Origin of the sequence: Roseococcus sp. YIM B11640 (genome assembly GCF_049727625.1) — a bacterium.
GTDB lineage: Bacteria > Pseudomonadota > Alphaproteobacteria > Acetobacterales > Acetobacteraceae > Roseococcus.
The window spans coordinates 1,196,345-1,217,629 of sequence record NZ_JBBJOZ010000002.1 but is presented as its reverse complement, the minus strand read 5'-3'; the positions used below and the strand labels follow the sequence as shown (position 1 = coordinate 1,217,629).

Annotated in this window: 19 protein-coding genes and 1 tRNA gene; 11 read left to right on the top strand and 9 right to left on the bottom strand. The window is 66.6% G+C overall.

What is annotated here, in order from left to right; all coding sequences use genetic code 11:
- Positions 1-62 precede the first annotated feature (62 nt).
- The 3 genes from WJM96_RS13355 to WJM96_RS13345 form a co-directional block, all read right to left on the bottom strand.
- On the bottom strand, positions 63-644 hold the full coding sequence (locus WJM96_RS13355) for a hypothetical protein (RefSeq protein WP_424812983.1): 582 nt from the start codon (positions 642-644) through the stop codon (positions 63-65).
- Positions 645-661: 17 nt separating this feature from the next.
- On the bottom strand, positions 662-1,774 hold the full coding sequence (locus tag WJM96_RS13350; protein WP_424812982.1) for a mechanosensitive ion channel family protein: 1,113 nt from the start codon (positions 1,772-1,774) through the stop codon (positions 662-664).
- A gap of 90 nt (positions 1,775-1,864) precedes the next feature.
- Positions 1,865-2,995 (bottom strand): Kelch repeat-containing protein, encoded by a 1,131-nt coding sequence (locus WJM96_RS13345; RefSeq protein ID WP_424812981.1) that lies wholly within the window; start codon positions 2,993-2,995, stop codon positions 1,865-1,867.
- Positions 2,996-3,180: 185 nt separating this feature from the next.
- On the opposite strand from WJM96_RS13345, the gene WJM96_RS13340 reads away from it, so the two are divergent.
- From WJM96_RS13340 to WJM96_RS13320, 5 genes are all read left to right on the top strand, one after another.
- Positions 3,181-3,621 (top strand): tripartite tricarboxylate transporter TctB family protein, encoded by a 441-nt coding sequence (locus WJM96_RS13340; protein WP_424813103.1) that lies wholly within the window; start codon positions 3,181-3,183, stop codon positions 3,619-3,621.
- Positions 3,622-5,130, top strand: a complete 1,509-nt coding sequence (locus WJM96_RS13335; protein ID WP_424812980.1) for a tripartite tricarboxylate transporter permease — start codon at positions 3,622-3,624, stop codon at positions 5,128-5,130.
- Positions 5,131-5,300: 170 nt separating this feature from the next.
- Positions 5,301-6,140: a tripartite tricarboxylate transporter substrate binding protein gene (locus WJM96_RS13330; protein ID WP_424812979.1), complete on the top strand. Its 840-nt coding sequence runs from the start codon at positions 5,301-5,303 to the stop codon at positions 6,138-6,140.
- 53 nt (positions 6,141-6,193) lie between these two features.
- The gene (locus tag WJM96_RS13325; RefSeq protein WP_424812978.1) at positions 6,194-6,679 is read left to right on the top strand and encodes a CYTH domain-containing protein; all 486 of its coding nucleotides are present in this window, start codon (positions 6,194-6,196) and stop codon (positions 6,677-6,679) included.
- Between the two features lie 111 nt (positions 6,680-6,790).
- On the top strand, positions 6,791-9,124 hold the full coding sequence (locus WJM96_RS13320; protein WP_424812977.1) for an Orn/Lys/Arg decarboxylase N-terminal domain-containing protein: 2,334 nt from the start codon (positions 6,791-6,793) through the stop codon (positions 9,122-9,124).
- Positions 9,125-9,280: 156 nt separating this feature from the next.
- Here WJM96_RS13320 and WJM96_RS13315 read toward each other — a convergent pair whose 3' ends face one another.
- The gene (locus tag WJM96_RS13315; protein ID WP_424812976.1) at positions 9,281-9,460 is read right to left on the bottom strand and encodes a SemiSWEET family sugar transporter; all 180 of its coding nucleotides are present in this window, start codon (positions 9,458-9,460) and stop codon (positions 9,281-9,283) included.
- A complete protein-coding gene (locus WJM96_RS13310; RefSeq protein WP_424812975.1) occupies positions 9,460-10,677 on the bottom strand; it encodes an NAD(P)/FAD-dependent oxidoreductase in 1,218 nt (405 codons plus the stop codon). The genes WJM96_RS13315 and WJM96_RS13310 overlap by 1 nt, the downstream gene beginning before the upstream one ends.
- A 95-nt stretch (positions 10,678-10,772) precedes the next feature.
- On the opposite strand from WJM96_RS13310, the gene WJM96_RS13305 reads away from it, so the two are divergent.
- On the top strand, positions 10,773-11,816 hold the full coding sequence (locus WJM96_RS13305; protein WP_424812974.1) for a DNA topoisomerase IB: 1,044 nt from the start codon (positions 10,773-10,775) through the stop codon (positions 11,814-11,816).
- Positions 11,817-11,924: 108 nt separating this feature from the next.
- Positions 11,925-12,416 carry a DoxX family protein gene (locus tag WJM96_RS13300; RefSeq protein ID WP_424812973.1) on the top strand — a complete coding sequence of 164 codons (492 nt, stop codon included), beginning with the start codon at positions 11,925-11,927 and terminating at the stop codon, positions 12,414-12,416.
- 3 nt (positions 12,417-12,419) lie between these two features.
- Here the strand turns inward: WJM96_RS13300 and WJM96_RS13295 are convergent, their stop codons facing one another.
- Entirely contained in the window at positions 12,420-13,064 is a 645-nt protein-coding gene (locus WJM96_RS13295; RefSeq protein WP_424812972.1) for an NrsF family protein, read from the bottom strand.
- Complete coding sequence (locus tag WJM96_RS13290) at positions 13,061-13,630, bottom strand: RNA polymerase sigma factor (RefSeq protein ID WP_424812971.1); 570 nt, start codon at positions 13,628-13,630, stop codon at positions 13,061-13,063. Before WJM96_RS13290 ends, WJM96_RS13295 begins: the two co-directional genes overlap by 4 nt.
- Before the next feature lie 260 nt (positions 13,631-13,890).
- Between WJM96_RS13290 and WJM96_RS13285 the strand changes: the two genes are divergently transcribed.
- A tRNA-Ser gene (locus WJM96_RS13285) sits at positions 13,891-13,981 on the top strand.
- A 106-nt stretch (positions 13,982-14,087) separates the two neighbouring features.
- On the opposite strand, the gene WJM96_RS13280 is transcribed toward WJM96_RS13285, so the two are convergent.
- Positions 14,088-14,555: an Lrp/AsnC ligand binding domain-containing protein gene (locus WJM96_RS13280; protein WP_424812970.1), complete on the bottom strand. Its 468-nt coding sequence runs from the start codon at positions 14,553-14,555 to the stop codon at positions 14,088-14,090.
- Positions 14,556-14,667: 112 nt separating this feature from the next.
- Here WJM96_RS13280 and putA point away from each other — a divergent pair, with 112 nt between their 5' ends.
- Positions 14,668-18,111 (top strand): trifunctional transcriptional regulator/proline dehydrogenase/L-glutamate gamma-semialdehyde dehydrogenase, encoded by a 3,444-nt coding sequence (gene putA, locus WJM96_RS13275; RefSeq protein WP_424812969.1) that lies wholly within the window; start codon positions 14,668-14,670, stop codon positions 18,109-18,111.
- Between the two features lie 64 nt (positions 18,112-18,175).
- Positions 18,176-19,312, top strand: a complete 1,137-nt coding sequence (locus WJM96_RS13270) for a CaiB/BaiF CoA transferase family protein (protein WP_424812968.1) — start codon at positions 18,176-18,178, stop codon at positions 19,310-19,312.
- A gap of 57 nt (positions 19,313-19,369) precedes the next feature.
- Here the strand turns inward: WJM96_RS13270 and WJM96_RS13265 are convergent, their stop codons facing one another.
- Positions 19,370-20,332 (bottom strand): Bug family tripartite tricarboxylate transporter substrate binding protein, encoded by a 963-nt coding sequence (locus WJM96_RS13265; protein WP_424812967.1) that lies wholly within the window; start codon positions 20,330-20,332, stop codon positions 19,370-19,372.
- A 133-nt stretch (positions 20,333-20,465) separates the two neighbouring features.
- On the opposite strand from WJM96_RS13265, the gene WJM96_RS13260 reads away from it, so the two are divergent.
- Positions 20,466-21,275: an IclR family transcriptional regulator gene (locus WJM96_RS13260; protein WP_424812966.1), complete on the top strand. Its 810-nt coding sequence runs from the start codon at positions 20,466-20,468 to the stop codon at positions 21,273-21,275.
- Positions 21,276-21,285: the final 10 nt, after the last annotated feature.

Below are 21,285 nucleotides of genomic sequence, written 5' to 3'. Positions count from 1 at the left end.
GCCCACATTAAAGTCCACAAGGATTTGCGGGCGCAATCGGGTCGAAGTGCCGGCCGCCGCCGCTAACCCTTGATCCGGCGCTTGCGGATCCATCGGGCCGCGGATCCCCATAGCCTGTGCATCGCGCTTTTTCCCGTGGCAGTAAGGCGCAGCTTGGCGCGGGAGGCCCAGTTCCGTGTGGCGTTCCACGCGGGAATGCGCTGCAGGGTGCTGTGTCCGAGCTCCAAGAGCCAGATCACCGCCCCATAGATGCGCGCGAACCAGCGCACCTGCATCATCTTGGGCTTGGCGATGGCGAAGACGCGCGTCGAGAAGGCGACGCCGATCACCTTGCTCAGCAGAATGAAGGCCACGGCCGAGACGTAGTGACGATTGGCCAGCAACCACAGTTCCACCAACTTAAGGAGCGGCACCAGCGGCACGAACGGAATCATGAAGACGGCCACTACCCAGCCTGGGCTCAGCCGCGCGACGAGCCTCTCCAGCGCCGCGAAGATCGGGATGCGTGCCAGAACCTTGCCTACGGCCGAAAGCCACCGCCAAAGCGTGACATCCAGCAGAGCCCAGACCACCGCCAGGGCGATGACAGGCGGTGCGAGGATCCGGCGCAGGAGGCGCCGGGCGAGATGAGGCTGAAGCCGCATCCGGTGAACCTAACTCCTCAGGGGGTATCCGCCCAGGAGCTGTTCTGTGGCATGCGGTCGATCTGGGCGCGCTGGCGTGGCAGCGCCTGCGGATGCTCGGTCTGGAGCCAGGCGATCATCTTCTCCCGCACTTCGCAACGGAGATCGAAAGTGCGCGGAGCGGTGCTGGCCGAGATCAGCATGCGGACCTCCATCACGTCCGGCTTGAAGTCGGTCACCTGCATGTTGACCACCTGCCGGTCCCAGAGCCGAGAGGCGCGGGCGATTTCCTCGAGCTTGGCTCGCATGTCCACGACCGGTGCCGTGTAGTCCACATAGAGCATGACCGTGCCGATCAACGAGGCATTCTCACGCGTCCAGTTCTGGAAGGGCTTCTCGATGAAATAGGTCAGAGGCAGAACCATGCGCCGCCAGTCCCAGAGCCGGACGACGACATAGGTCGCGGTGATCTCCTCCACATTGCCCCATTCGCCTTCCACGATCACGGCGTCGTCAAGCCGGATGGGCTGTGTCACGGCGAGCTGCACGCCGGAGATGAGGTTGCGCAGCACGGGCTGCAGCGCCAAGCCGAAGACGATGCCGGCGGCACCGGCCGAGGCGAGCAGCGAGACGCCATACTGGCGCACGCCATCGAAGGTCATCAGCACGACGGAGGCGGTGATGATCACGATCATGATCCCCGCCACGCGCTGCAGGATGCGCGACTGGGTGACGTGCTTGCGGGCGAGGAGATTGTCCTCGGAATCCAGCTTGAAGCGCCGCAGATAGACGGTGGTCCAGATGTGCAGCGTCGTCATCGCCACCCAGCCGACGAGACAGACGAAGCAGATGGCCAGGATGTGGCGCATCAGTGCCGCCTCATCGAAGGTGAAGGGCGCCAGGCTTGCGCCGACGCTGAGCCCCACCACTACGAAGGCAAGCCGCGTCGGCCCCTCGATGCGCTGCACGAGCGATCGCCAGAACAGATCTCGCTGTTCCACGAGCCGGGTAATGATCCGGAAAAGCGCGCGATGAGCCATCAACGCCAGGACCAGCATGGTGGCCAGCACCGCCACGCTCACCAGCCAGGACGGCGCCCAGCTTGCCGAGGCGATGATATCGCGCGCCGTGTGGTCGATCTGTTCCAGCAAACCTCTCTCCACAGCAAGCCGTGAAGGCTTAACCGTGTGGACAGAGCTGGGTTTCCGGGGCGCGGCGCCGTGACGGCCCACGCTTGAAAGTCAGTCGAGCGTGAAGGCCTCGTGGACGGCGGATTGCACCATGCCGCCCAGCACCGCGCCGCCTCCGGCGACATAGATCCAGTCGCCGATGGCGGTGGCCGCGACGGCATGGCGCGGCGTCAGCATGGGCGCGTGGTGCTGCCAGCTATCCGTCGCTGGATCATAGCTCTCCATCTGGCCGAAGACCTTCGCATCGCGCGGCACGCCGCGCTCCAGGATTCCGCCTTCGCCACCCATGCAATAGAAGCGCCCGCGATAGACGACCATCCCGTGGCCGGAGCGCTCGGTGGGGAGGGGGGCCGCGACCTCCCACGCGTCGCGGCGCGGATCGTACACGTGATGCAGGCCGGTGTTGTACTGAAAGGTGTTGAAGCGGCCGCCGACCACGTGGATCAAGCCGTTATGGGCTACGCAACCGACATGATCGCGCGCGCCGGGCAGGGGGCGACGGCGCTCCCACCGGTTGGTGGCCGGATCGTAGACCTCGTGCCAGCCGATGCTCGCGCGTTCGTCCGATGGGTCCGTCGCGCCGCCGATGAGGTGGACCTTGCCGTCGAGCACGACGGCTGCGGAGGCCGCTCGCGCGCGCGGCAGGCGCGCCATCTCGCTCCAGCGATTGGTCGCGACGTCATAGACGAAAGCCAGGTCGTCGCAGGCGCGGTTCTGTTCGACAAAGCCGCCCAGCGCGTAGACCTTCCCGGCATCGGCGACGACAGCGACATGGTTCGCCCCGCGCGGAAGGGGCGCGGCCTCTAGCCAGCGGTCGGCGGCGGGATCGTAGATGGTGTGATAGGCCTGGTTGAACTTCCCTTCGCCATATCCGCCCACGACATGCATTCGCCCGCCCCAGGCGGTGGCCCAGGCCATCTCGCTTCGGGGGATGGGCATATCGGCGCGAGCGACCCATCGGCCTTGCGGCCCCGCGGGGGCGGGGCTGCCCGTCACGCGCTGCGCTTCCTGCTGCGGGGTGATGTGATGCGGCGCTCCGCCCTGGAAGACATTGGCATAAGGATTGGCGGAGGGCGCCAGCGGCCGCAGCTCCGGCGTGTCATGCCGATGGTGCTGGGTCTGCGCCAGCGCCGGCGCGGCAAGCAAGGCGGCGCTGGCGCTGAGGTAACTGCGACGGTTCATGGGCGTGTTTCCCTGGATGACGCAGGAGCCTAACGCGAATGCAATGACGTTGGGTACTTAGCGCGACAAAGCCGTAGCGGTTCCCAAATCCAGGCTGGCATTGCCACGAAGCTTGCCTATTCTGTCCGGCAAAAGACGATAGGGAGGCAACCAAGTTGCAGTTATCCGACCGGACCACCGGCGGCGTGCTGGCCGCCTTAGGCGCCGCGGCCGCTTGGGGTGGATCCCGATTGCCGGCGGTGCCTGGCCAGGATGTGGGCCCTGCCGCCTTTCCCATGCTGATCGGCTTCGGCCTTATTATCTGCGGTGCGCTGATTGCCCTCGGTATTGGCCGCAGCTTCGAGGTTCCGGAGGAGGCAGAGGAGAATTCCGGCAGCTTCGCTTCGCGCTGGGGGCTTCGGGTCCTGGCGCCACCCGGTCTTCTGCTCTTCTATGTCCTGGCGGTGGATGCGCTGGGCTTCCTGCTGACGGGCGGCATCATAGTGTTCCTCGGAGCCATCGCGTTACGCGCGAGCTGGAGGCTGGCGCTGCCACTGGCGATCGTCGCGCCCCTCCTGGTGCATCTGGCCTTCTACAAGCTGCTGAGGGTTCCCTTGCCGGACGGCATCCTGGGAGCGCCCTGGTAGATGGACGCCCTTCTCGAAGGCTTCCGCCTGGTCGCCGCGCCCGACGTCATCATCGCCATCTTCGCCTCGGCCGTCTACGGCCTAGTGGTTGGCTCCTTGCCCGGCCTTTCCGCCACGATGGCCACTGCATTGCTGGTGCCTGTTACCTTCTGGCTCTCGCCCATCGCGGCCGTCGCCACGATCATCACGGCCTCGGCCATGGCGATCTTCTCGGGCGACATCCCCGGCGCGCTGCTGCGTATCCCCGGCACGCCGGCCTCTGCCGCCTATACCGACGAGGCCTATGCTTGTACGCGCAAGGGGCAGCCGGAACTGGCGCTGGGCGCCGGCCTCTGGTTCAGCGCCATTGGCGGCATCGTGGGCACGCTCTCCCTGATGCTTCTCGCGCCGGCGCTGGCCGAGATCGCGCTTTCCTTCTCGACCTACGAGTATTTCTGGCTCGCGCTGCTGGGTCTGATGTGCGCGACGCTGGTGGCGCGGTCCTCGCCGATCAAGGCCATCGCCTCGATGCTGCTGGGCCTGCTGATCGCCTGCATCGGGATGGAGAACCCGGCCGGCACGCCGCGCTTCACCTTCGGCGTCCCCGATCTGTTGGGCGGCATCGAGCCCATTCCCGCGCTGGTCGGTGTCTTTGCCGTGAGCGAGGTGATGCGCGCCATGGGCAGCCCCGAGCCGCCAAAGATGCCCCATCGCAGGTTTGGCTCGATCCTGGCCAACCAGTGGCAGCTGACCAAGAAGTACCAGTGGCCCATGTGGCGCGGGAACTTTGTCGGGATCGTCATCGGCGTTCTCCCCGGTGCCGGTGCCGATATGGCGGCCTGGGTCAGCTACGCCATGTCGAAGAAGTTCTCCAAGACGCCGGAGCTCTTCGGAACGGGGCATCCGGAAGGGCTGGTGGAGGCGGGTGCCTCGAACAACGCCTCCCTCGCCTCGGGCTGGGTACCGAGCCTGCTCTTCGGCATTCCGGGTGACACGATCACCGCCATTGCGATCGGTGTTCTGTACATGAAGGGATTGAACCCGGGCCCGACACTGTTCACCGAGCGCGCGGGGAGCATGTACGCGCTCTACATCATCTTCATCCTGGCCAATATCATCATGATCCCGCTCGGCATCATCATGATCCGCTTGGCGTCGAGAGTTCTGCAGGCGCCGCGCGCGTCGGTGATGCCGGTCATCCTGCTGCTCTGCGCGGTCGGAGCCTTCGCCACGGGAAGCAACCTCTTCTCCGTGCTGATGGTCGGTGCCTTCGGCTGCCTCGGCTATGTGATGGAGAAGAACGGCTATCCGGTTGCGGCGCTCGTCCTGGGCATCGTGATGGGAAGCATGGTGGAGCAGAACTTCATCACCAGCCTCATCAAGTCGGATGGAGATGTGCTGCCCTTCTTCGAGCGGCCCGTTTCCTCGGTCCTAGCCGCCTTTACCTTCGGCGCGCTGCTTTGGCCGCTCGCCGTCTGGCTGCGCGACCGGATTTCGCCAAGGCGTCCCGAACGCACCGCGACCAGCTAGCTCATCCACACAACAAGACAGGGAGACAAAACATGATCCAAGCAAAGCGACGGACACTTCTGACCGGCACTGCTGCCATCCTAGCGGCCCCGGCCTTCGGTCAGGCGCGCTGGCCGCAGCGGCCGTTGCAGCTCCTTTGCCCATGGGCGGCTGGCGGAGGAACGGATGCGGTGGTCCGCATAATCGCCACGTTGTTGGAGAAGGAACTGGGCCAGCCCGTCAACGTGGTGAACCGCACGGGTGGCTCTGGCGTCGTGGGCCATGCCGCGATCGCCCAGGCGGCGCCCGATGGCTACACGCTGGGCATCATCACGGCCGAGATCTGCATGTTGCATTGGCAAGGACTGACCGAGGTCACCTACCGCAACTACACGCCGCTCGCGCTCATGAACAACGACCCGCCTGGCATCCAGGTGGCGAGCAATGCGCGCTACCAGAATATCCGTGAGCTGGCGGAGGCGGTGAAGGCTTCCCGCCCGGGACAGATGAAGGCAAGCGGTACGGGGCAGGGTGGCATCTGGCATCTCGCCCTGGCTGGCTGGCTCATGGCGCTTGGCTTGCCGGCGGCGCATGTCCGTTGGGTACCATCGAATGGCGCGGCACCGGCCATGCAGGATCTCGTGGCCGGCGGGCTCGACTTCACGACCAATTCCGTCGTGGAAGCCCGCGCCATGCTGGATGCCGGACGCGCGCGGAGCCTCGCCGTCATGGCTAACGAGCGGCTTGGCGCCTTCCCGAACATCCCGACGCTCAAGGAGGCGATGGGCGTCGAATATGCGACGGGCGCTTGGCGAGGCATCGCTGGGCCGGCCAACCTCCCCGCCGAGGTACGAACGGTGATGAATGCCGCGCTCGGGCGGGTTTTCCGGTCCGAAGAGTATGTGAACTTCATGAACCAGCGAGGCTTCGGCCTGACCTACGAAGACGCCGACGGTTTCGGTCGCTATATGGCCGCCGCCGATACCTCACTGGGCGACGCGATGAAGGCCGCCGGATTGGCGCGCAGCTGATCCGTTACGGGCGGGTGCCTTACGACGCCCGCCCGTTGGCGGTATGAGGGCTGATGCCCGTCGAGATCGAGCGCAGGTTCCTGGTGACGAGCGCGGCGTGGCGCGTTGCCGCGCTCGGCGAAGCCGTGCCGATCCGGCAGGGCTACGTGGCGGACGGGACCGAGGCAGGCATGTCGGTCCGGGTGCGTCTTTCCGGCGAGCGGGCCTGGATCACTTTGAGGTCGCGAGGCCTGCTGACCCGCGCGGAATTCGAATACCCGATTCCAGTCACCGATGCGGAGGCGCTGCTCGCCGGGCATTGTGTCACTCCTCCGCTCGCCAAGCGCCGGACGCGTGTGCACCACGCAGGGCTTATCTGGGAAGTGGACGAGTTCGAGGGCCATCTCTCCGGCCTGGTCCTGGCCGAGGTGGAACTCGCCGACGCCGCGCAGAATGTCGCGCTTCCTTCCTGGGTGGGCATCGAGGTGACACAGGATCCGCGCTTCCAGAACACTGCCCTGGCCCGCGCCGCTGCGGTGCCGGATCCACTGCCGCCCTGAGCGGCCGCGAGAGGTTTCATCGAAGGGTCATGCGGGGACGAGTTGTCCCCGGGTAGCCCGCCGCTACACGAAAGCCGAGGTCCGAGGCCCCGTTCGCCGGGAGGGAGTTGGATGGAATACGCCCGCCGTTTCAAGGTTCTGGTCTGTGCGCCGAATTTCGATGAGTCGGACCTGGAGGGTGCCCGGCTACGCGACATCCTCCGCGAGGTCGAAGAGATGGGCTACGCCGTGCTCCGCGCCCGCCGCGACGACGATGCGGAGCTGGTGATCCGGACGGACAGCGCCATCGGTACGGTGCTGGTGGACTGGGGGAAGAAGGGCCTTCAGGGCAAGGCAGCGCCTCTGATCCAGCAAATCCGCAAGCGCGGCCTCGACGTGCCGATCATCCTGCTCGTGAGACGCCGCCGGCTCGAGGACATTCCGGTGGATGTGCTGGACGATGTGGACGGCTTTGTCTTCCTGGCTGAGGAGACGCCGGAATTCATCGCGAAGAACCTCGTCTCCCGCCTCCGCCAATATGCCGAAACGCTGAAAACGCCCTTCTTCGGCGCGCTGGTGGATTATGCCGAAGCGGGCAACATGCTCTGGACCTGCCCGGGGCATAATGGCGGGATGTTCTACAGCCGCAGCCCGGTAGGGCGCATTTTCGTGGAACACCTGGGCGAGGCGGTCTTCCGCGACGATCTCGATAATTCGGTGCTCGATCTCGGCGACCTTCTGACCCACGAGGGACCGGCGCTGAAGGCGCAGATGGAGGCGGCGAAGATCTTCGGGGCCGAGCGCACCTACTTTGTCCTGAACGGTACCTCCACATCCAACAAGATCGTTCTCCAGTCGATCCTGGCCGAGGATGACCTCGTCCTGTTCGACCGGAACAACCACAAGGCGGCGCATCATGGCGCGCTGTTCCTGGGTGGTGCCACGCCGATTTTCGTCGAGACGGCGCGCAACCCGCATGGGCTGATCGGCCCGATGAACCTGGCCGCGCTGGACGAGGACAGGCTGCGCCACGCCATCCGCGACAATCCCCTGGTGAAGGACCCCGGGGCCTGGAAGAAGCCACGCCCTTTCCGCGCGGCAGTCGTCGAGCAATGCACCTATGACGGCACGATCTATTCGGCAGAGGAAGTGCTGAAGCGCCTCGGGCACCTGTGCGACTACATTCTCTTCGACGAGGCATGGGCGGGCTTCCTGAAATTCCATCCCCTGTTTCGCGGCCGCTTCGGGATGGGGCTCCAGCCGCTGGGTCCTGATTCACCGGGCATCTTCGTGACCCAGAGCACGCACAAGCAACTCGCGAGCTTTTCGCAAGCCTCGCAGATCCACGTGCGGGACAACCACATCAAGGGACAGCACCGGCGCGTGGAGCACCGCCGGTTCAACGAAATCTTCCTGCTGCACGCCTCGACCAGCCCCTTCTATCCCCTCTTCGCCTCGCTCGACGTCGGCGCGCAGATGATGAAGGGCCGATCCGGGGAGATTCTGTGGGATGATACGATCCGCCTGGGTATCGAGATGAGGAAGAAGCTGCGCCTCATGGCGCGTGAATTCGCCGAACGGGAGGTGGACCCCGCGAACCAGTGGTTCTTCGAGCCCTTCGTGCCGAAGACGACCGAGGTGGAAGGCGAGACCATGCGCTGGGAGGACGTGCCGACCGATCTTCTTGCCTCCGATCCCCGGCATTGGGAGCTGTCGCCCGGCGCGGATTGGCATGGCTTCGGCGAAGTGCCCTCGGGCTGGGCGATGACCGACCCGAACAAGCTGACGGTGCTTACCCCCGGCTTCTGCGACGGCGCCTATGATTCGCACGGGGTGCCGGCGCCGATCGTGGCGGAGTATCTGCGGCAGAACCGCATCGTGCCCGAGAAGAACGACCTCAATAGCCTCCTCTTCCTGCTGACCCCGGGCAGCGAGAGCAGCAAGGCCGGCACGCTGCTCTCGCATCTCGTTACCTTCAAGAAGCTGCACGACCGCAATGCGCCGCTCGAGGAGGTTATTCCGGCATTCGTCTCTCGCCGCCCCGCGCGGTACCGTGGCGTGCGGCTCCGCGACCTGTGCGGGGAGATGCAGTCCTTCTACCGCCACGAGAATGTCAGCGCGCTCCAAGCGGCGCAGTTCCGTGCCGAGCATTTCCCGGAAATGGTGATGGCGCCGCACGCGGCCGTGCGGGAAATGGTGCGAAACAACGTGGATTTCGTGCCGCTCGAGGAGACGGATGGGCGCATCGCCGCGACGCTCTGGCTTGTCTATCCGCCGGGCATCGCGACGGTGATCCCGGGCGAGCGGCTGGGCCAGCGCTCACGCCCGATGATCGCGTATCTCAAGGCTTTCGAGCGCGCGGCGAATCTCTTCCCGGGCTTCGACAACGAGATCCAGGGCGTCTATCGCCAAAAGCAGGAGGACGGCTCCGTCCGCTTCCTCACCTACGTTGTGAGGGAAAGCTAGTCCACAGGGCCGGTCGCGCCCAGCGGGTGGTGATGGTCAGTCCGCCCGCGGATCCAGCTGCCCGGCTACCGCCTCCACCGCCGTTTTCGGCAGCAACTTCATTGTCAGGATGAAGGCGGCCAACGCGAGGCAAATGCCGTTGGTGATGATCAGCGGCTATTGCCCAAGCAGAATGCCGTAGATCAGCCAGAGGGCGAAGCCGAAGGTGGTGAGAGCGTAAGTTGGGGCGGAGAGGCTTCTCGTGTTGCGCGTCGCGATGACTTTCCAGGCCTGCGGCACAAAGCTGGCGACCGAAGCGAGCGAGGCCAGCCCACCGATCATGAGTGCGGCACCCATCAGCGCGGAGCCGAAAAGAGCTCGGCATCCGGGTCGGGAAGACCGAGGATGGCGCGCTGGATCAGCTGTGCGGCAATGGCGCTGAAGGTGAGGCCGTTGCCGCCGAAGCCGAGCACGCGGAAGCAGCGCTCGGCGCCGGCTATCGGGCCGATGAGCGGCAAGCCGTCTGGGCTTTCGCCAAAGCAACCGGTCCAAGCGTAGTCCGGCGCCGCCTCGATGCCGGGGATCAATGCCGCGAGCTTCCGGCGCAGGACCTCGACCTTCCGAGGCAGCAGCCGGTCGCGGTGGTCCTCGTCCTTGAATCCCTCATCCTCGCCGCCGACCATCACGCGACCGTCGGTCGTCGTGCGGATGTAGAGGTAAGGGGAAGCGGCTTCCCAGATCAGGCAGCGGCTTGGCCAAAGCTTGTCGGGCTGCGGAGCGGTGGCATACGCCCAGGTGGAGGTGATCTTGTAACCCCGCTGGCGCGCCAAAGGCGAAAGCTCGTAACCGGTGGCAAGCGCGACATACTTGGCTTCGATGGTGAAGCCCTCGCTCGTGGTCAACAGCACTCGCCGCGGACCGGGATCGATATCCACCACGTCGCACGGCGCGTGCAACCGGGCACCGCGCCGGACGGCGGCGCGCCAGAGGCCCAGCGCCAGTGCACGGGGATCGACTTCGGCGGCCCCGGCCGAAAGGATCGCCCCATCGCGCTCGATCCCCGTGAGCCGGCGCAGCTCCTCGCCGTCGATCAGATGAGAGCGCAGCCCCACCCGGGCGCGCGTTTCCGCTTCCTTCCGGAGCCCCGCGAGGTCCAGCACATTGCCGGGCAGATAGATCGCCTGGCGTGACCGGAAGCTGCAGGGAATGCGGAGATCCGAAATCCGGGCGTGGACATGCTCGACGGCCGTGGCGGAGCGCCACCAGGCCCGCACGGCGCGGGCCCGGCCCAGGCGGCCGATCAGCTCGGTCAAAGGCTGGTCGATCTCGAATTGCAGGAGCGCCGTGCTCGCGCTGGTAGAGCCCACGGCTGGCCCGCGCCGGTCCAGCGCCAGGACCTCTCGTCCCGCCTCGACCAGCGCATCGGCGACCAGCGCGCCGCTGACGCCGCAGCCGATGACGACGACGTCCGCCTTGCCGCTCTCTAGCAACGGCCGGTGCGGAGGGTCGGTACGGCTTCTGGCGTTCCAGATCGGCTGGCCGGTATGGAGGTCGAGGTCGGGCGTGGCCTGCAAAGTGCTGCATCCTTGTGGGCGGGGCGCCTGCATCAACGTAGGAAGACGGTCTGCGTTACAGGAAACCCGGCGGAGCAGGATCGCGTTCTCGCCGCATGTCTCCCTCTCCTGTCGAACTGGCTGGCCTGCGCTACGTCTCCGATGGGGAACCGGGCATCAGGCGTGAGGGAGATCCTGGCGCTTTCGTCTATCGCGATGCGCAAGGACGGCGGATCCGCAGCAAGGCGGTGCTCGACCGGATTCGCCTGCTCGCTATTCCACCCGCCTATGTGGACGTCTGGATCTGCGCGACGGCGGATGGCCATTTGCAGGCCGTGGGCAGGGACGCCCGAGGGCGCAAGCAGTATCGGTACCATCCGCAATGGCGGGCGGTGCGCGACAGCAACAAGTTCGAACGCCTCGTGCGCTTCGCTCGCGGGCTGCCCGCCTTGCGCCAGCGTGTCCTGGCCGATGTCGCCAGGCCCGGCCTTCCCCGTGAGAAGGTTCTGGCCACAGTCGTTTGGCTTCTGGAGGCCACGCTCGCCCGCGTCGGGAACGAGGAGTACGCGCGCCTCAATAAGAGCTTCGGGCTGACCACGCTGCGCAATCGCCATGTGCAGGTGAAGGGCGGCGAGATGCGATTCCACTTCCGGGGCAAGGGAGGAAAGCTTTGGCGTCTCCGGCTGGAGGACCGCCGGATCGCCCGCATCTTGCGGACGTGCCAGGAATTGCCCGGCCAGTCGCTCTTCCAGTACCGGGATGACGAAGGCGAGCTGCAAACGATCGGCTCGGCCGATGTGAATGCCTATCTTCGGGACATCACCGGCGAGGACGTGACGGCCAAGGATTTCCGGACCTGGGCAGGGACCGTCCTGGCGGCGCTGGAACTGGCTGCGATGCCGGCGGTGACGACCCAGGGCATGACGAAGGCCCAGGTCAAGGAGGCCGTTGCCCGGACCTCCGCGCGCCTCGGCAATACGCCGGCGATCTGCCGCAAGTGTTACGTCCACCCTGCCGTCTTCGAGCGGCATGCGGCTGGCGCGCTCGATATCCGGCTACGCCCGCCCCGCGGGGAGGGACCGAGCCTGCGGGTCGAGGAGGCGGCGGTACTGAGCTTTCTGCGACGCTGTGCACGGGATGCCGCCACGCGGCCTGGCTGAGATCGCGACTGTCGCCCAGGCCTTCCCATTATGTTGACAGTGACAACATTGGATCTATGTTGACGATGAACACATGGCCGGGACAACCGGCCGGAGGAGTCAACTCCGATGATGTTTTTCGCCTTCCTGGTCTTGGGTAGCGTCATCGCAGCCGTCGCGAGCCGCGTGGGGCTTCCAGGCCTAGCGGACTGGACCAGCCGCATGCGGTGGGCGATGGCTGTCGCGCTGCTGTTTTTTGGCCTCGACCACTTGCTGGTGCCCGGAAGGTATCTGCCCATGTTGCCTTCGGCCCTGCCGGCGCCCGAGGCGTTGGTGCTCTTTACGGGGTTGTGCGAAATCGGCGGCGGCCTGGGTCTTCTCATACCGAGACTGCGACGTCTCGCGGCCATCATGCTGAGCATCTATTTCGTCTGCGTCTTTCCCGCGAACGTCCGCAATGCCTTGGGCGGCTTGTCCGTCTCGGGGCTACCGGACGCTCAATGGTATTACTGGCTGCGGCTCCCATTTCAGCCGCTGGCGATTTGGTGGGCGCTCTACGCCGGCGAGGTCATCACCTGGCCTCAGCGCCAGCGAGATCCCGGCGGGTCGTGCCGGGTTTAACGATCAATTCGCCCTCTGCATCAGCAGCGGGCCAGCCATAGCGCCGAGCGCTGTCACGACCAGCACGGCCAAGCCGTGCCAGACCAGCACCATGACCGAGGCGTTCAACTCGTGCACAAGGGTCAAGCCCAGGCTGGCGAAGGCCGCGGCAGACAGGCCGCCCAAAGTCGCGACGGGCAGGGGCCGCAGCAGGGCCGCGTGGCGTGTCAGCCAGACCATGCCCAGCGTCATGGGCACGCCCAGGCCGAGGATGAACCCCAGGCAGGGGAGGCTCGTCGTCAATCTCAGGCCTTCCGCACCGAGGCGCGTGAAGTCCGCGAGGCAGCCCCAGCCCATCGTCGCGAGCCAAGCCGCGATGGCTGGAAGCGGCAGTAAGGCCCACCGCCTATCGCGGTCGGGCAGGGCGAGCTGAAAGGCCGCGAAGCCGGAGAACAGCGCGACAAGACCGGCCGTGGCCATGTGCCAGAAGTCGATACGCGCCAGGCCGTCCTCCATCACGTCCTTCCGCATGCCCAGCATCCACAGCGCGGCGAGGATCACGAGGGTGCAGAAGCCAGTCCAGAGGCAGAGCATGACGCTCGGCGAGGGCAGGCGCCGAACCGGCCGGAGGTCGCTGGCCAGCCGGGTAACCAGATCTTCGGTCTTCATCGCTTGCCCTCCGCGCCGAGGCGCCGCCGGAGGGACTGGATGGCGCGATGGGTGGCGACCTTGAGCGCGCCTACGGACATGCCCGAGCGCGAGCTGGCCTCCGCCAGGGAAAGATCCTCGATCTTGGTGAGCTGCAGAGCTGTGCGTTGCGACGCGGGGAGTTGCTGCACGGCGGCCCGCAGGTCGGCGGCCTCGATCTGACTTTCGGCGACGGCCTCGACCGCTGCGAATTCCGCCGCGTCGAGCGCGGTCTCCCGGCCCGTTCGCCGAGAAAGGCCGCGCCCCCGATCCAGCGCTCGCCGCTCCGCGATGGCCGAGAGCCAGGGGCGGAAGGGCCGCGATGGATCGTAAGTGTGCCGAACGCGGTGCAAAGTCAGCAGCGTGTCCTGCGCCGCGTCTTCGGCTTCGGCCGGATTACGGAGAATCCGGCGGCAGATAGCGCGGATCAGCGGCAGGCATTCGCGCAGAAGGGTCGCATAGGCCGCGGCATCGCCCCCTTGCGCCATGCTCATGAGGGCGGACCAGTGGCGATCCTGCTCCAGCCGGCCTTCGTTCGGACCGCTCATGGAAAAGGCCCGGCCAGATAAGGGGAGACAGGCAAGCGCCATGTGGACTCCAGTTTAAAAACGCCGCTGAGCCAGGACGGGCCCCGGCCGGCTCGATCTTCCGGTTTCGGCGCCACAGGCACGAAGGTTACGATGGGAGCCTCCAAGGGCCGGAGCGAGCGCCATGTCGCCTGCGAAAGGCTGGCCTGCCCTCGATCGGACTTCAAGTCGGGACGGGGTTCTTGCCGACGGGCGCCTCAACCCCTATGGAAGCGCCGACCGGATGGGTGGCCGAGTGGTCGAAGGCGCGCGCCTGGAAAGTGCGTATAGGTCAAAAGCCTATCGTGGGTTCGAATCCCACCTCATCCGCCATCTCCCGGCATTCCGTTCCGTCATTCCCCTCTCGCTGGATCAGCTTTCGGGCGACCTCTGTTCGCGAATGGGTGCTGCGCCGGCAGTCACCTTGCCATCGCGCCGCTCATCGAAGTGGCAGCGGTCCGTCGTTCTTTACTTCCTCCATCACCGCGTAGGTCCGTGTCTCCTTGACGCCGGGCAAGGTCAGCAGCACCTGGCCGAGGAAATGGCGGTACGCGGCCATGTCCTTCACTCGCGACTTCACCAGGTAATCGAAGCCGCCCGCAACCATATGGCACTCCAGAACCTCAGGCGCGCGGTTCACCGCCTCGGCGAAGAGGTGAAAGACGTCCGGCGTCGTCTTGTCCAGCAGGACCTCCACGAAGACCAGCAGCCCGAGGCCGAGCTTGTGCGGATCCAGCCGAGCGGCGAATCCTGTAACGAAGCCTTCCTTGATGAGGCGGCGCGTCCGCTCGCTGGTCGCGGTGGGCGAGAGTCGCACCTTCTCGGAAAGCTCGAGATTAGTGATGCGCCCGTCGCTCTGGAGAATATTCAGGATCTGTCGGTCGATCTGGTCAATTTCGTGCATCATTCACGCCGAAAGTAGGAATACTCCGTGAACTGTACGCTGAATCGACGGTTATGGGCTATATTGATCCACATGACCTCTGCTTAGCCTGGCGTGAGTCACGAGAGGCCCCGCCATGTCCCCATACCCTCGCCCCTTTGAGGCGCTGGCAGCTGAAGTTTGGCCGCGCACCGGCCTGCGCGCGGCCGTCACCGCGGCTTATCGCAGGCGCGAGGAAGATTGCGTTCCGCCCCTTATCCGCGCCGCGGAATTGACGCCCGAGCAGGCGGCGGCCACGGAGGGGCTGGCCCGGCGTCTGGTCGTGGCGCTTCGGGCGAAAGGCAATCCTGGCGGTGTGGGCGCCCTGGTGCAGGAGTTCTCGTTGTCGAGCCAGGAGGGAGTCGCCCTCATGTGCCTGGCGGAAGCCCTGCTTCGCATCCCCGATACCGCCACGCGCGATGCGCTTATCCGGGACAAGATCTCAGGCGGCGACTGGCAAGCCCATGTCGGCCGCTCGCCCTCGCTCTTCGTGAACGCCGCTACCTGGGGTCTCGTCGTCACCGGTAGGCTAACGTCCACCAACAGTGAGGACCGTCTTGGCGCGGCGCTGACGCGGCTGATAGCGCGCGCCGGCGAGCCAATTATCCGCCGCGGTGTGGACCTCGCCATGCGGATGATGGGCGAGCAGTTCGTGACCGGGCAGACCATCGACGAGGCTCTGGAGCGAAGCCGGCTCATGGAGGCGAAGGGCTTTCTCTACTCCTTCGACATGTTGGGCGAGGCCGCGACCACGGCCGCCGACGCTGCCCGCTATCTGGAGGAATATGAGCGCGCGATCCACGCCATCGGCCGTGCCTCGGCCGGACGCGGGATCCAGGCCGGGCCCGGTATCTCCATCAAGCTCTCTGCGCTGCATCCTCGATATAGCCGCGCCCAGCGCGGGCGTGCGATGTCCGAGCTTCTTCCCCGTGTGGCACACCTCGCGGCTTTGGCGCGCGGCTACGACATCGGTCTCAACATCGATGCGGAGGAGGCCGATCGCCTGGAGCTTTCACTGGACCTGCTTGAGGCCCTTTGCCACGACGACCGCCTCGCCGGCTGGAATGGCGTGGGTTTCGTGGTTCAGGCCTATCAGCGCCGGGCGCCCTTCGTCCTCGATTTCGTGATCGACCTCGCCCGGCGCACCGGGCGGCGCATGATGGTCCGCCTCGTGAAGGGCGCCTATTGGGACAGCGAGATCAAGCGCGCGCAGGTTGATGGGCTCGAGGGCTTTCCCGTCTTCACGCGCAAGATCCACACGGACGTGTCCTACCTCGCCTGTGCGCGGAAGCTGCTGGGGGCGCCCGATGCGGTCTTCCCCCAATTCGCGACGCACAACGCCCACACTCTCGCCGCCATCCACGCCCTGGCGGGGGAGGACTACGTGCCAGGCCAGTACGAGTTTCAGTGCCTGCACGGGATGGGCGAACCGCTCTACGAGGAGGTCGTCGGCACCGACAAGCTGAACCGCCCCTGCCGGATCTACGCGCCCGTCGGCACGCATGAGACGCTTTTGGCCTATCTGGTGCGCCGGCTGCTGGAGAACGGCGCGAACTCCTCATTCGTCAACCGCATCAATGACCCTTCCGTGCCGGTCGACGCGCTGATCGCCGACCCGGTGGTGGAAGCCGCACGGCTTTGGCCCCTCGGCCGGCCACATGACGCCATCGCGCAGCCGCGCCATCTCTTCGGAACGGCGCGACGTAATTCGGCGGGCATCGACCTGTCCAACGACGATCGCATCGCGGGCCTTTCCGGCACGCTGTCTTTGGCGCCCCCCTTACGGGCGGTGCCTTGGCTCGGCGACGGCCCGGTCGAGGGGCCCATGCGTGACATCCACAATCCGGCCGACCGGCGGGATCTGGTCGGGCGCGTCTTCGAATCCACGCCCGCCATCGTGGAGGCTGCCTTGGCAAAGGCCCACGCCGCGGCTCCTGCCTGGGCCGCCATGAGCGGGGCCGCGCGCTCCGCCTGCCTCGAGCGTGCGGCGGATCTGATGGAGGAGCGCATGCCCGCCCTCCTGGGGCCTATCGTGCGCGAAGCCGGAAAATCCCTGCCCAACGCCGTCGGCGAGGTTCGCGAAGCGGTGGATTTCCTTCGCTACTACGCGGGGCAGGCACGCGGATTCACGGTGGACACGCATCGCCCGCTGGGGCCCATCGCCTGCATTTCGCCCTGGAACTTTCCACTCGCGATCTTCACTGGCCAGGTGGCGGCGGCGCTGGCGGCCGGCAACCCCGTGCTGGCCAAGCCGGCCGAGGAGGTTCCCGTCATCGCCTCGCTCGGCGCGGAACTTCTCCGCGAGGCCGGAGTTCCTCCCGCCTGCATCCAGCTTCTGCCCGGCGACGGTGCCGTGGGCGCGGCGCTGGTGGCCGATCCACGTGTTCAAGGCGTGATGTTCACTGGTTCGAACGAGGTCTCGCGCATCATCCAGCGGCAACTCGCGCAGCGGTTGGGCGAGGGTGACAGACCAGTTCCCTTCATCGCGGAGACGGGCGGACAGAATGCGATGGTGGTGGACAGCTCGGCCCTCGCCGAGCAGGTGGTGGCGGATGTCCTCGCATCCGCTTTCGACAGCGCCGGCCAGCGATGCTCGGCGCTGCGTGTCCTCTGCCTGCAGGCGGATGTCGCGGACCGCATCCTCGACATGCTCAAGGGAGCTATGGCGGAACTCGCGGTAGGGATTCCGGACCGCCTGGCGACCGATATCGGCCCCGTCATCACCGAGGAAGCGCGGGACGGCATCCAGCGGCACGTCGAGGCGATGCGCGCGAAGGGCCGTCTCGTCCACGCGCTGCCGCTCCCCGCATCGTGCGAGCACGGCAGCTTCGTTCCGCCGACGCTCATCGAGATTGGCAGTCTCCAGGAGCTGCAACGGGAGGTCTTCGGGCCTGTGCTGCATGTCCTGCGCTTCGAGCGTGAGGCGATGAATGCCCTGATGGAGGAGATCAACGGCACCGGATTCGGCCTGACCTTCGGCATCCACTCCCGCATTGACGAAACGATCGGGCAGCTCACTTCCCGTTCCGGCGCGGGCAACATCTATGTGAACCGCAACATGATCGGCGCGGTGGTGGGAGTGCAGCCCTTCGGCGGCCACGGCCTGTCCGGGACCGGACCCAAGGCGGGCGGGCCGCTCTATCTGCGGCGCCTCCTCGCATCCGGCTCGGATCTGCCGTCCACCACCGCGGCCGACCTGCCCGGCCCGGCCGGCGAGCACAATCTCTACAGCGTGCATCCTCGCGGCAAGGCGCTTTGTCTCGCGGCGACCGGGGAGGAACTGGCTGCGCAGATGGCGGCCGCGCGCTCGGCGGGGAATACCATCGCGGACGAGCGTGACCTCGCTGGCTGCGACGTCATCCTCTTCGATGGTCCGCGGGAGGCGTTGCTTGCCCTGCAGCAGGAGGTCGCGGCGCTGGACGGTCCCATCCGGCCAATCCTGACCGCGCCCTACGCGCAGGAAATGCTCGTTCTTGAACGCAGTGTCAGCGTCAACACGGCCGCGGCCGGCGGAAACGCAAGCCTGATGAGCATCGGCTGAGGCCGCGCTGCCATGGCGCATGCGGCGGATGCCGCTATGGTGCGCCCCGAATAGGAGGGCACCCATGGATCTGCCGCTTGAAGGTATTGTTGTCATCGAAGTGGGCCAGGCGCTGGCCGGGCCGCTGGCCGGCGCGGTGCTGGCCGATATGGGCGCCGACGTCATCAAGGTCGAGAAGCCCGATGGTGGCGACGATGCTCGCGGCTGGGGCCCGCCTTATGGGCCGGACGGCGTTACCTCGCTGTATTTCCATGGGCAGAACCGCAGCAAGCGTTCCATCACCCTCGACCTGAAGAAGGCCGAGGATGTCGAGGCGCTGCACAAGCTTTGCGAGACGGCCGATATCCTGATCCAGAACCTGCGACCGGGCGTGGTGGATGAGATCGGGATCGGGCCGGAGCAGATGCTCGCGCGCCATCCGCGCCTGATCTACTGCTCCATCTGGGCCTTCGGCTTTGAGGGGCCCATGAAGATGAAGCCTGGCTTCGACCCACTGCTGCAGGCCTATGGCGGCATGATGAGCGTGACGGGCCAGGCAGATGGGCCGCCGACGTTTGCCGGTGCTTCGATCAACGACAAGGCGACCGGGCTCTTCACCACCATCGGCGCGCTGGCCGCGCTTCGCTGGCGCGACAAGACGGGCAGGGGGTGCCTGGTGGATGCCTCGCTCTTCGAGACGGCGGCCTTCTGGGTCGAGGGCCAGATCAACAACTACATCGCCACGGGCGATATCCCAAAGCGCCACGGAACCGGCGCCGCGGTTATCGTGCCCTACCAGGTGTTCCAGACGGCGGACCGCCCGCTCTGCCTCGCCGCGGGCAATGACCGTCTGTTCCAGCGCGCCTGCCGCGTGCTCGGGCATCCGGAATGGTCAGAGGATCCACGCTTCGCCCGGGGTGGCGACCGCGTGCGGAACAAGGAGGCGCTGGTTCCGCTGATCCAGGAGGTCTTCCTGACCAACACGCGTGACCATTGGCTGGCTGGGCTGGACAAGGTCGGTGTGCCGAGCGGCCCCGTGAACGACATCGGCGAGGTGACGGAGAGCGAGCAGATGGCTGCTGTCGGCCTGCTGCGCGATCTGCCGGAAGGCGGCCCGAAGATCGTGAGCCTGCCGATTTCCTTCAACCGGAAGCGGCCCTTCCCGCGAAGGGCCTCGCCCCGGCTGGGCCAGCACAATCGCGAAGTGCTGGGCCGGGATTGACCTGGCCGCGGTCCGAGGCTGTGCCTCGGGCCGCAAGCTTGCCGCGCGAGCACATCATCACTGCGGTTCGATCCCTGCCGCGCGCACCACGGTCGCCCAACGTTCCACCTCGGCGCGGACCAGGCGCGAGAGTGCCTCCGGCCCCTGCTGGTCGGGCGCGGCCGGGATGGAGCCCAGGCCCTCGATGCGCTGGCGGATCGCCGGATCAGCCAGCGCGGCCCGCAGCGCGGCGTCCAGCCGCGCGACCACGGGCTGCGGCGTTCCGCGCGGCGCGAAGATCGCGTTCCAGCCCTGGAAGATGTAATCGGGCAGCCCAGCTTCGACGGCGGAAGGCACGTCGGCGCTGCGCGAGGTCGCCGCGATCAGCAGGCCCCGCATGGTGCCGGCCTGGATCTGGGGCACGGCAGCGGGCGCCAGGACGCAGGCGCTGTCCACCTGCTGCGCCACGATGTCGTTCACGGCCGGCCCTTCGCCGCGATAGGGAATGTTGTTGAACTGCACCCCCGCCACATGTGCGAAGAGCGCGCAGGCCAGGTGGTTGGTCGAGCCGATGCCGGCATGGCCATTGGTGACGCGGCCGGGATTCTCGCGCACATGTGCCAGGAACTCGGTCATGTTCCGGGCCGGGAAGCCGTTCCGCACGACGAAGTAGAGCGGCGTGCCGGCGATGAGCCCGATGGGCTGCAGCTCGCGGGGGTCGTAGGCGATGTTGCGGTAGATGGACGGCGCGGCGGAATGGCTGCCGAGGCTGCCGACCGTCAGCGTATAGCCATCCGGTGCCGCCTGGGCGCCGCGCCCGCCGCCGATGGTTCCGCCGGCGCCCGACACATTCTCGACCACCACGCTGCGGCCCAGCGTGCGTGACATGTGGTCGGCGGCGATGCGTGCCAGCACGTCGGTGGCACCGCCCGGGGCGAAGACCACGATCATGTTGATCTGGCGGGTCGGGAATTCCTGCGCAGGGGCGGGCAATCCCGCGGCTAACAGCAGGGCCGCGGTGGCGGCGATCAGACGCTTCATCCTTGTGTGTCTCCCCAGCTGACGGCTTGGCGCCGCCTTCGTTTCGCATATCGAAACGCTTTTCATATTTCCTCGTCAAGTGTATCTGAAAGTGAGAGCGCATTTCGACAAGCAAAGCGAAAGGACGTCCACCATGGCTCGTTCAGGGCAGCCAGCACAGGAAGGCGGCCGGAATCCGTACCTTCTCGCCTCGCTGCATCGCGGGCTGGAGGTGCTCGACTGTTTCGCCACGCGAAACTCCTGGGGGCTGGCCGACCTCGCCAGCCATCTGGGGCAGAGCAAGCCCACCATCTTCCGCGTGCTCCATACGCTCGAGCAGTTCGGCTACATCACCAAGGAGGCCGCCTCCGGGCGCTACGTGCCGGGCCTGCGGCTACACGCGCTCGGCTCCGCCGCCGTGCGCCACGAGCAACTGCGCTGGCAGGCGCTGCCGCCCCTGCAGGATCTGGCGGAAAGCACGGGCGAGACGGTGCATGTCGGCATCCTGCACGACGGTGTGATCGTTACCGTGCAGATCGTCGAGGGCACGCGAGCGGTCCGCATGCACTCCTCCGTCGGCAAGCGCAGCCCCGCCCATGCGAGCGCGTTGGGGAAGGTGCTGATGGCTTACCTACCCGATGCGGAGGTCGATGCTGTCGTCGCCGCGCACGGCCTGACGCGCTTCACCGCACGAACGATCACCACGCCAGAAGCCCTGCGGGAGACGCTGCACCGCGTGCGGCTCGACGGTTACGCCCAGGATGAGGAGGAGATCGAGGTCGGCCTGCGCTGCCTCTCCGCGCCCATCACCGACCATGCCGGCCGGCCCACCGCCGCGTTGGCCATCTCCGCGCCTGCCTCCCGCATGGATCCCGAGCGCGTCACGGCGCTGATCCCGCAGGTGAAGGCCACGGCGCTCCGCATCTCCAGAATGCTCGGCAGTCCCTCGATGGTGGCTGCCTGACCAGGAACTT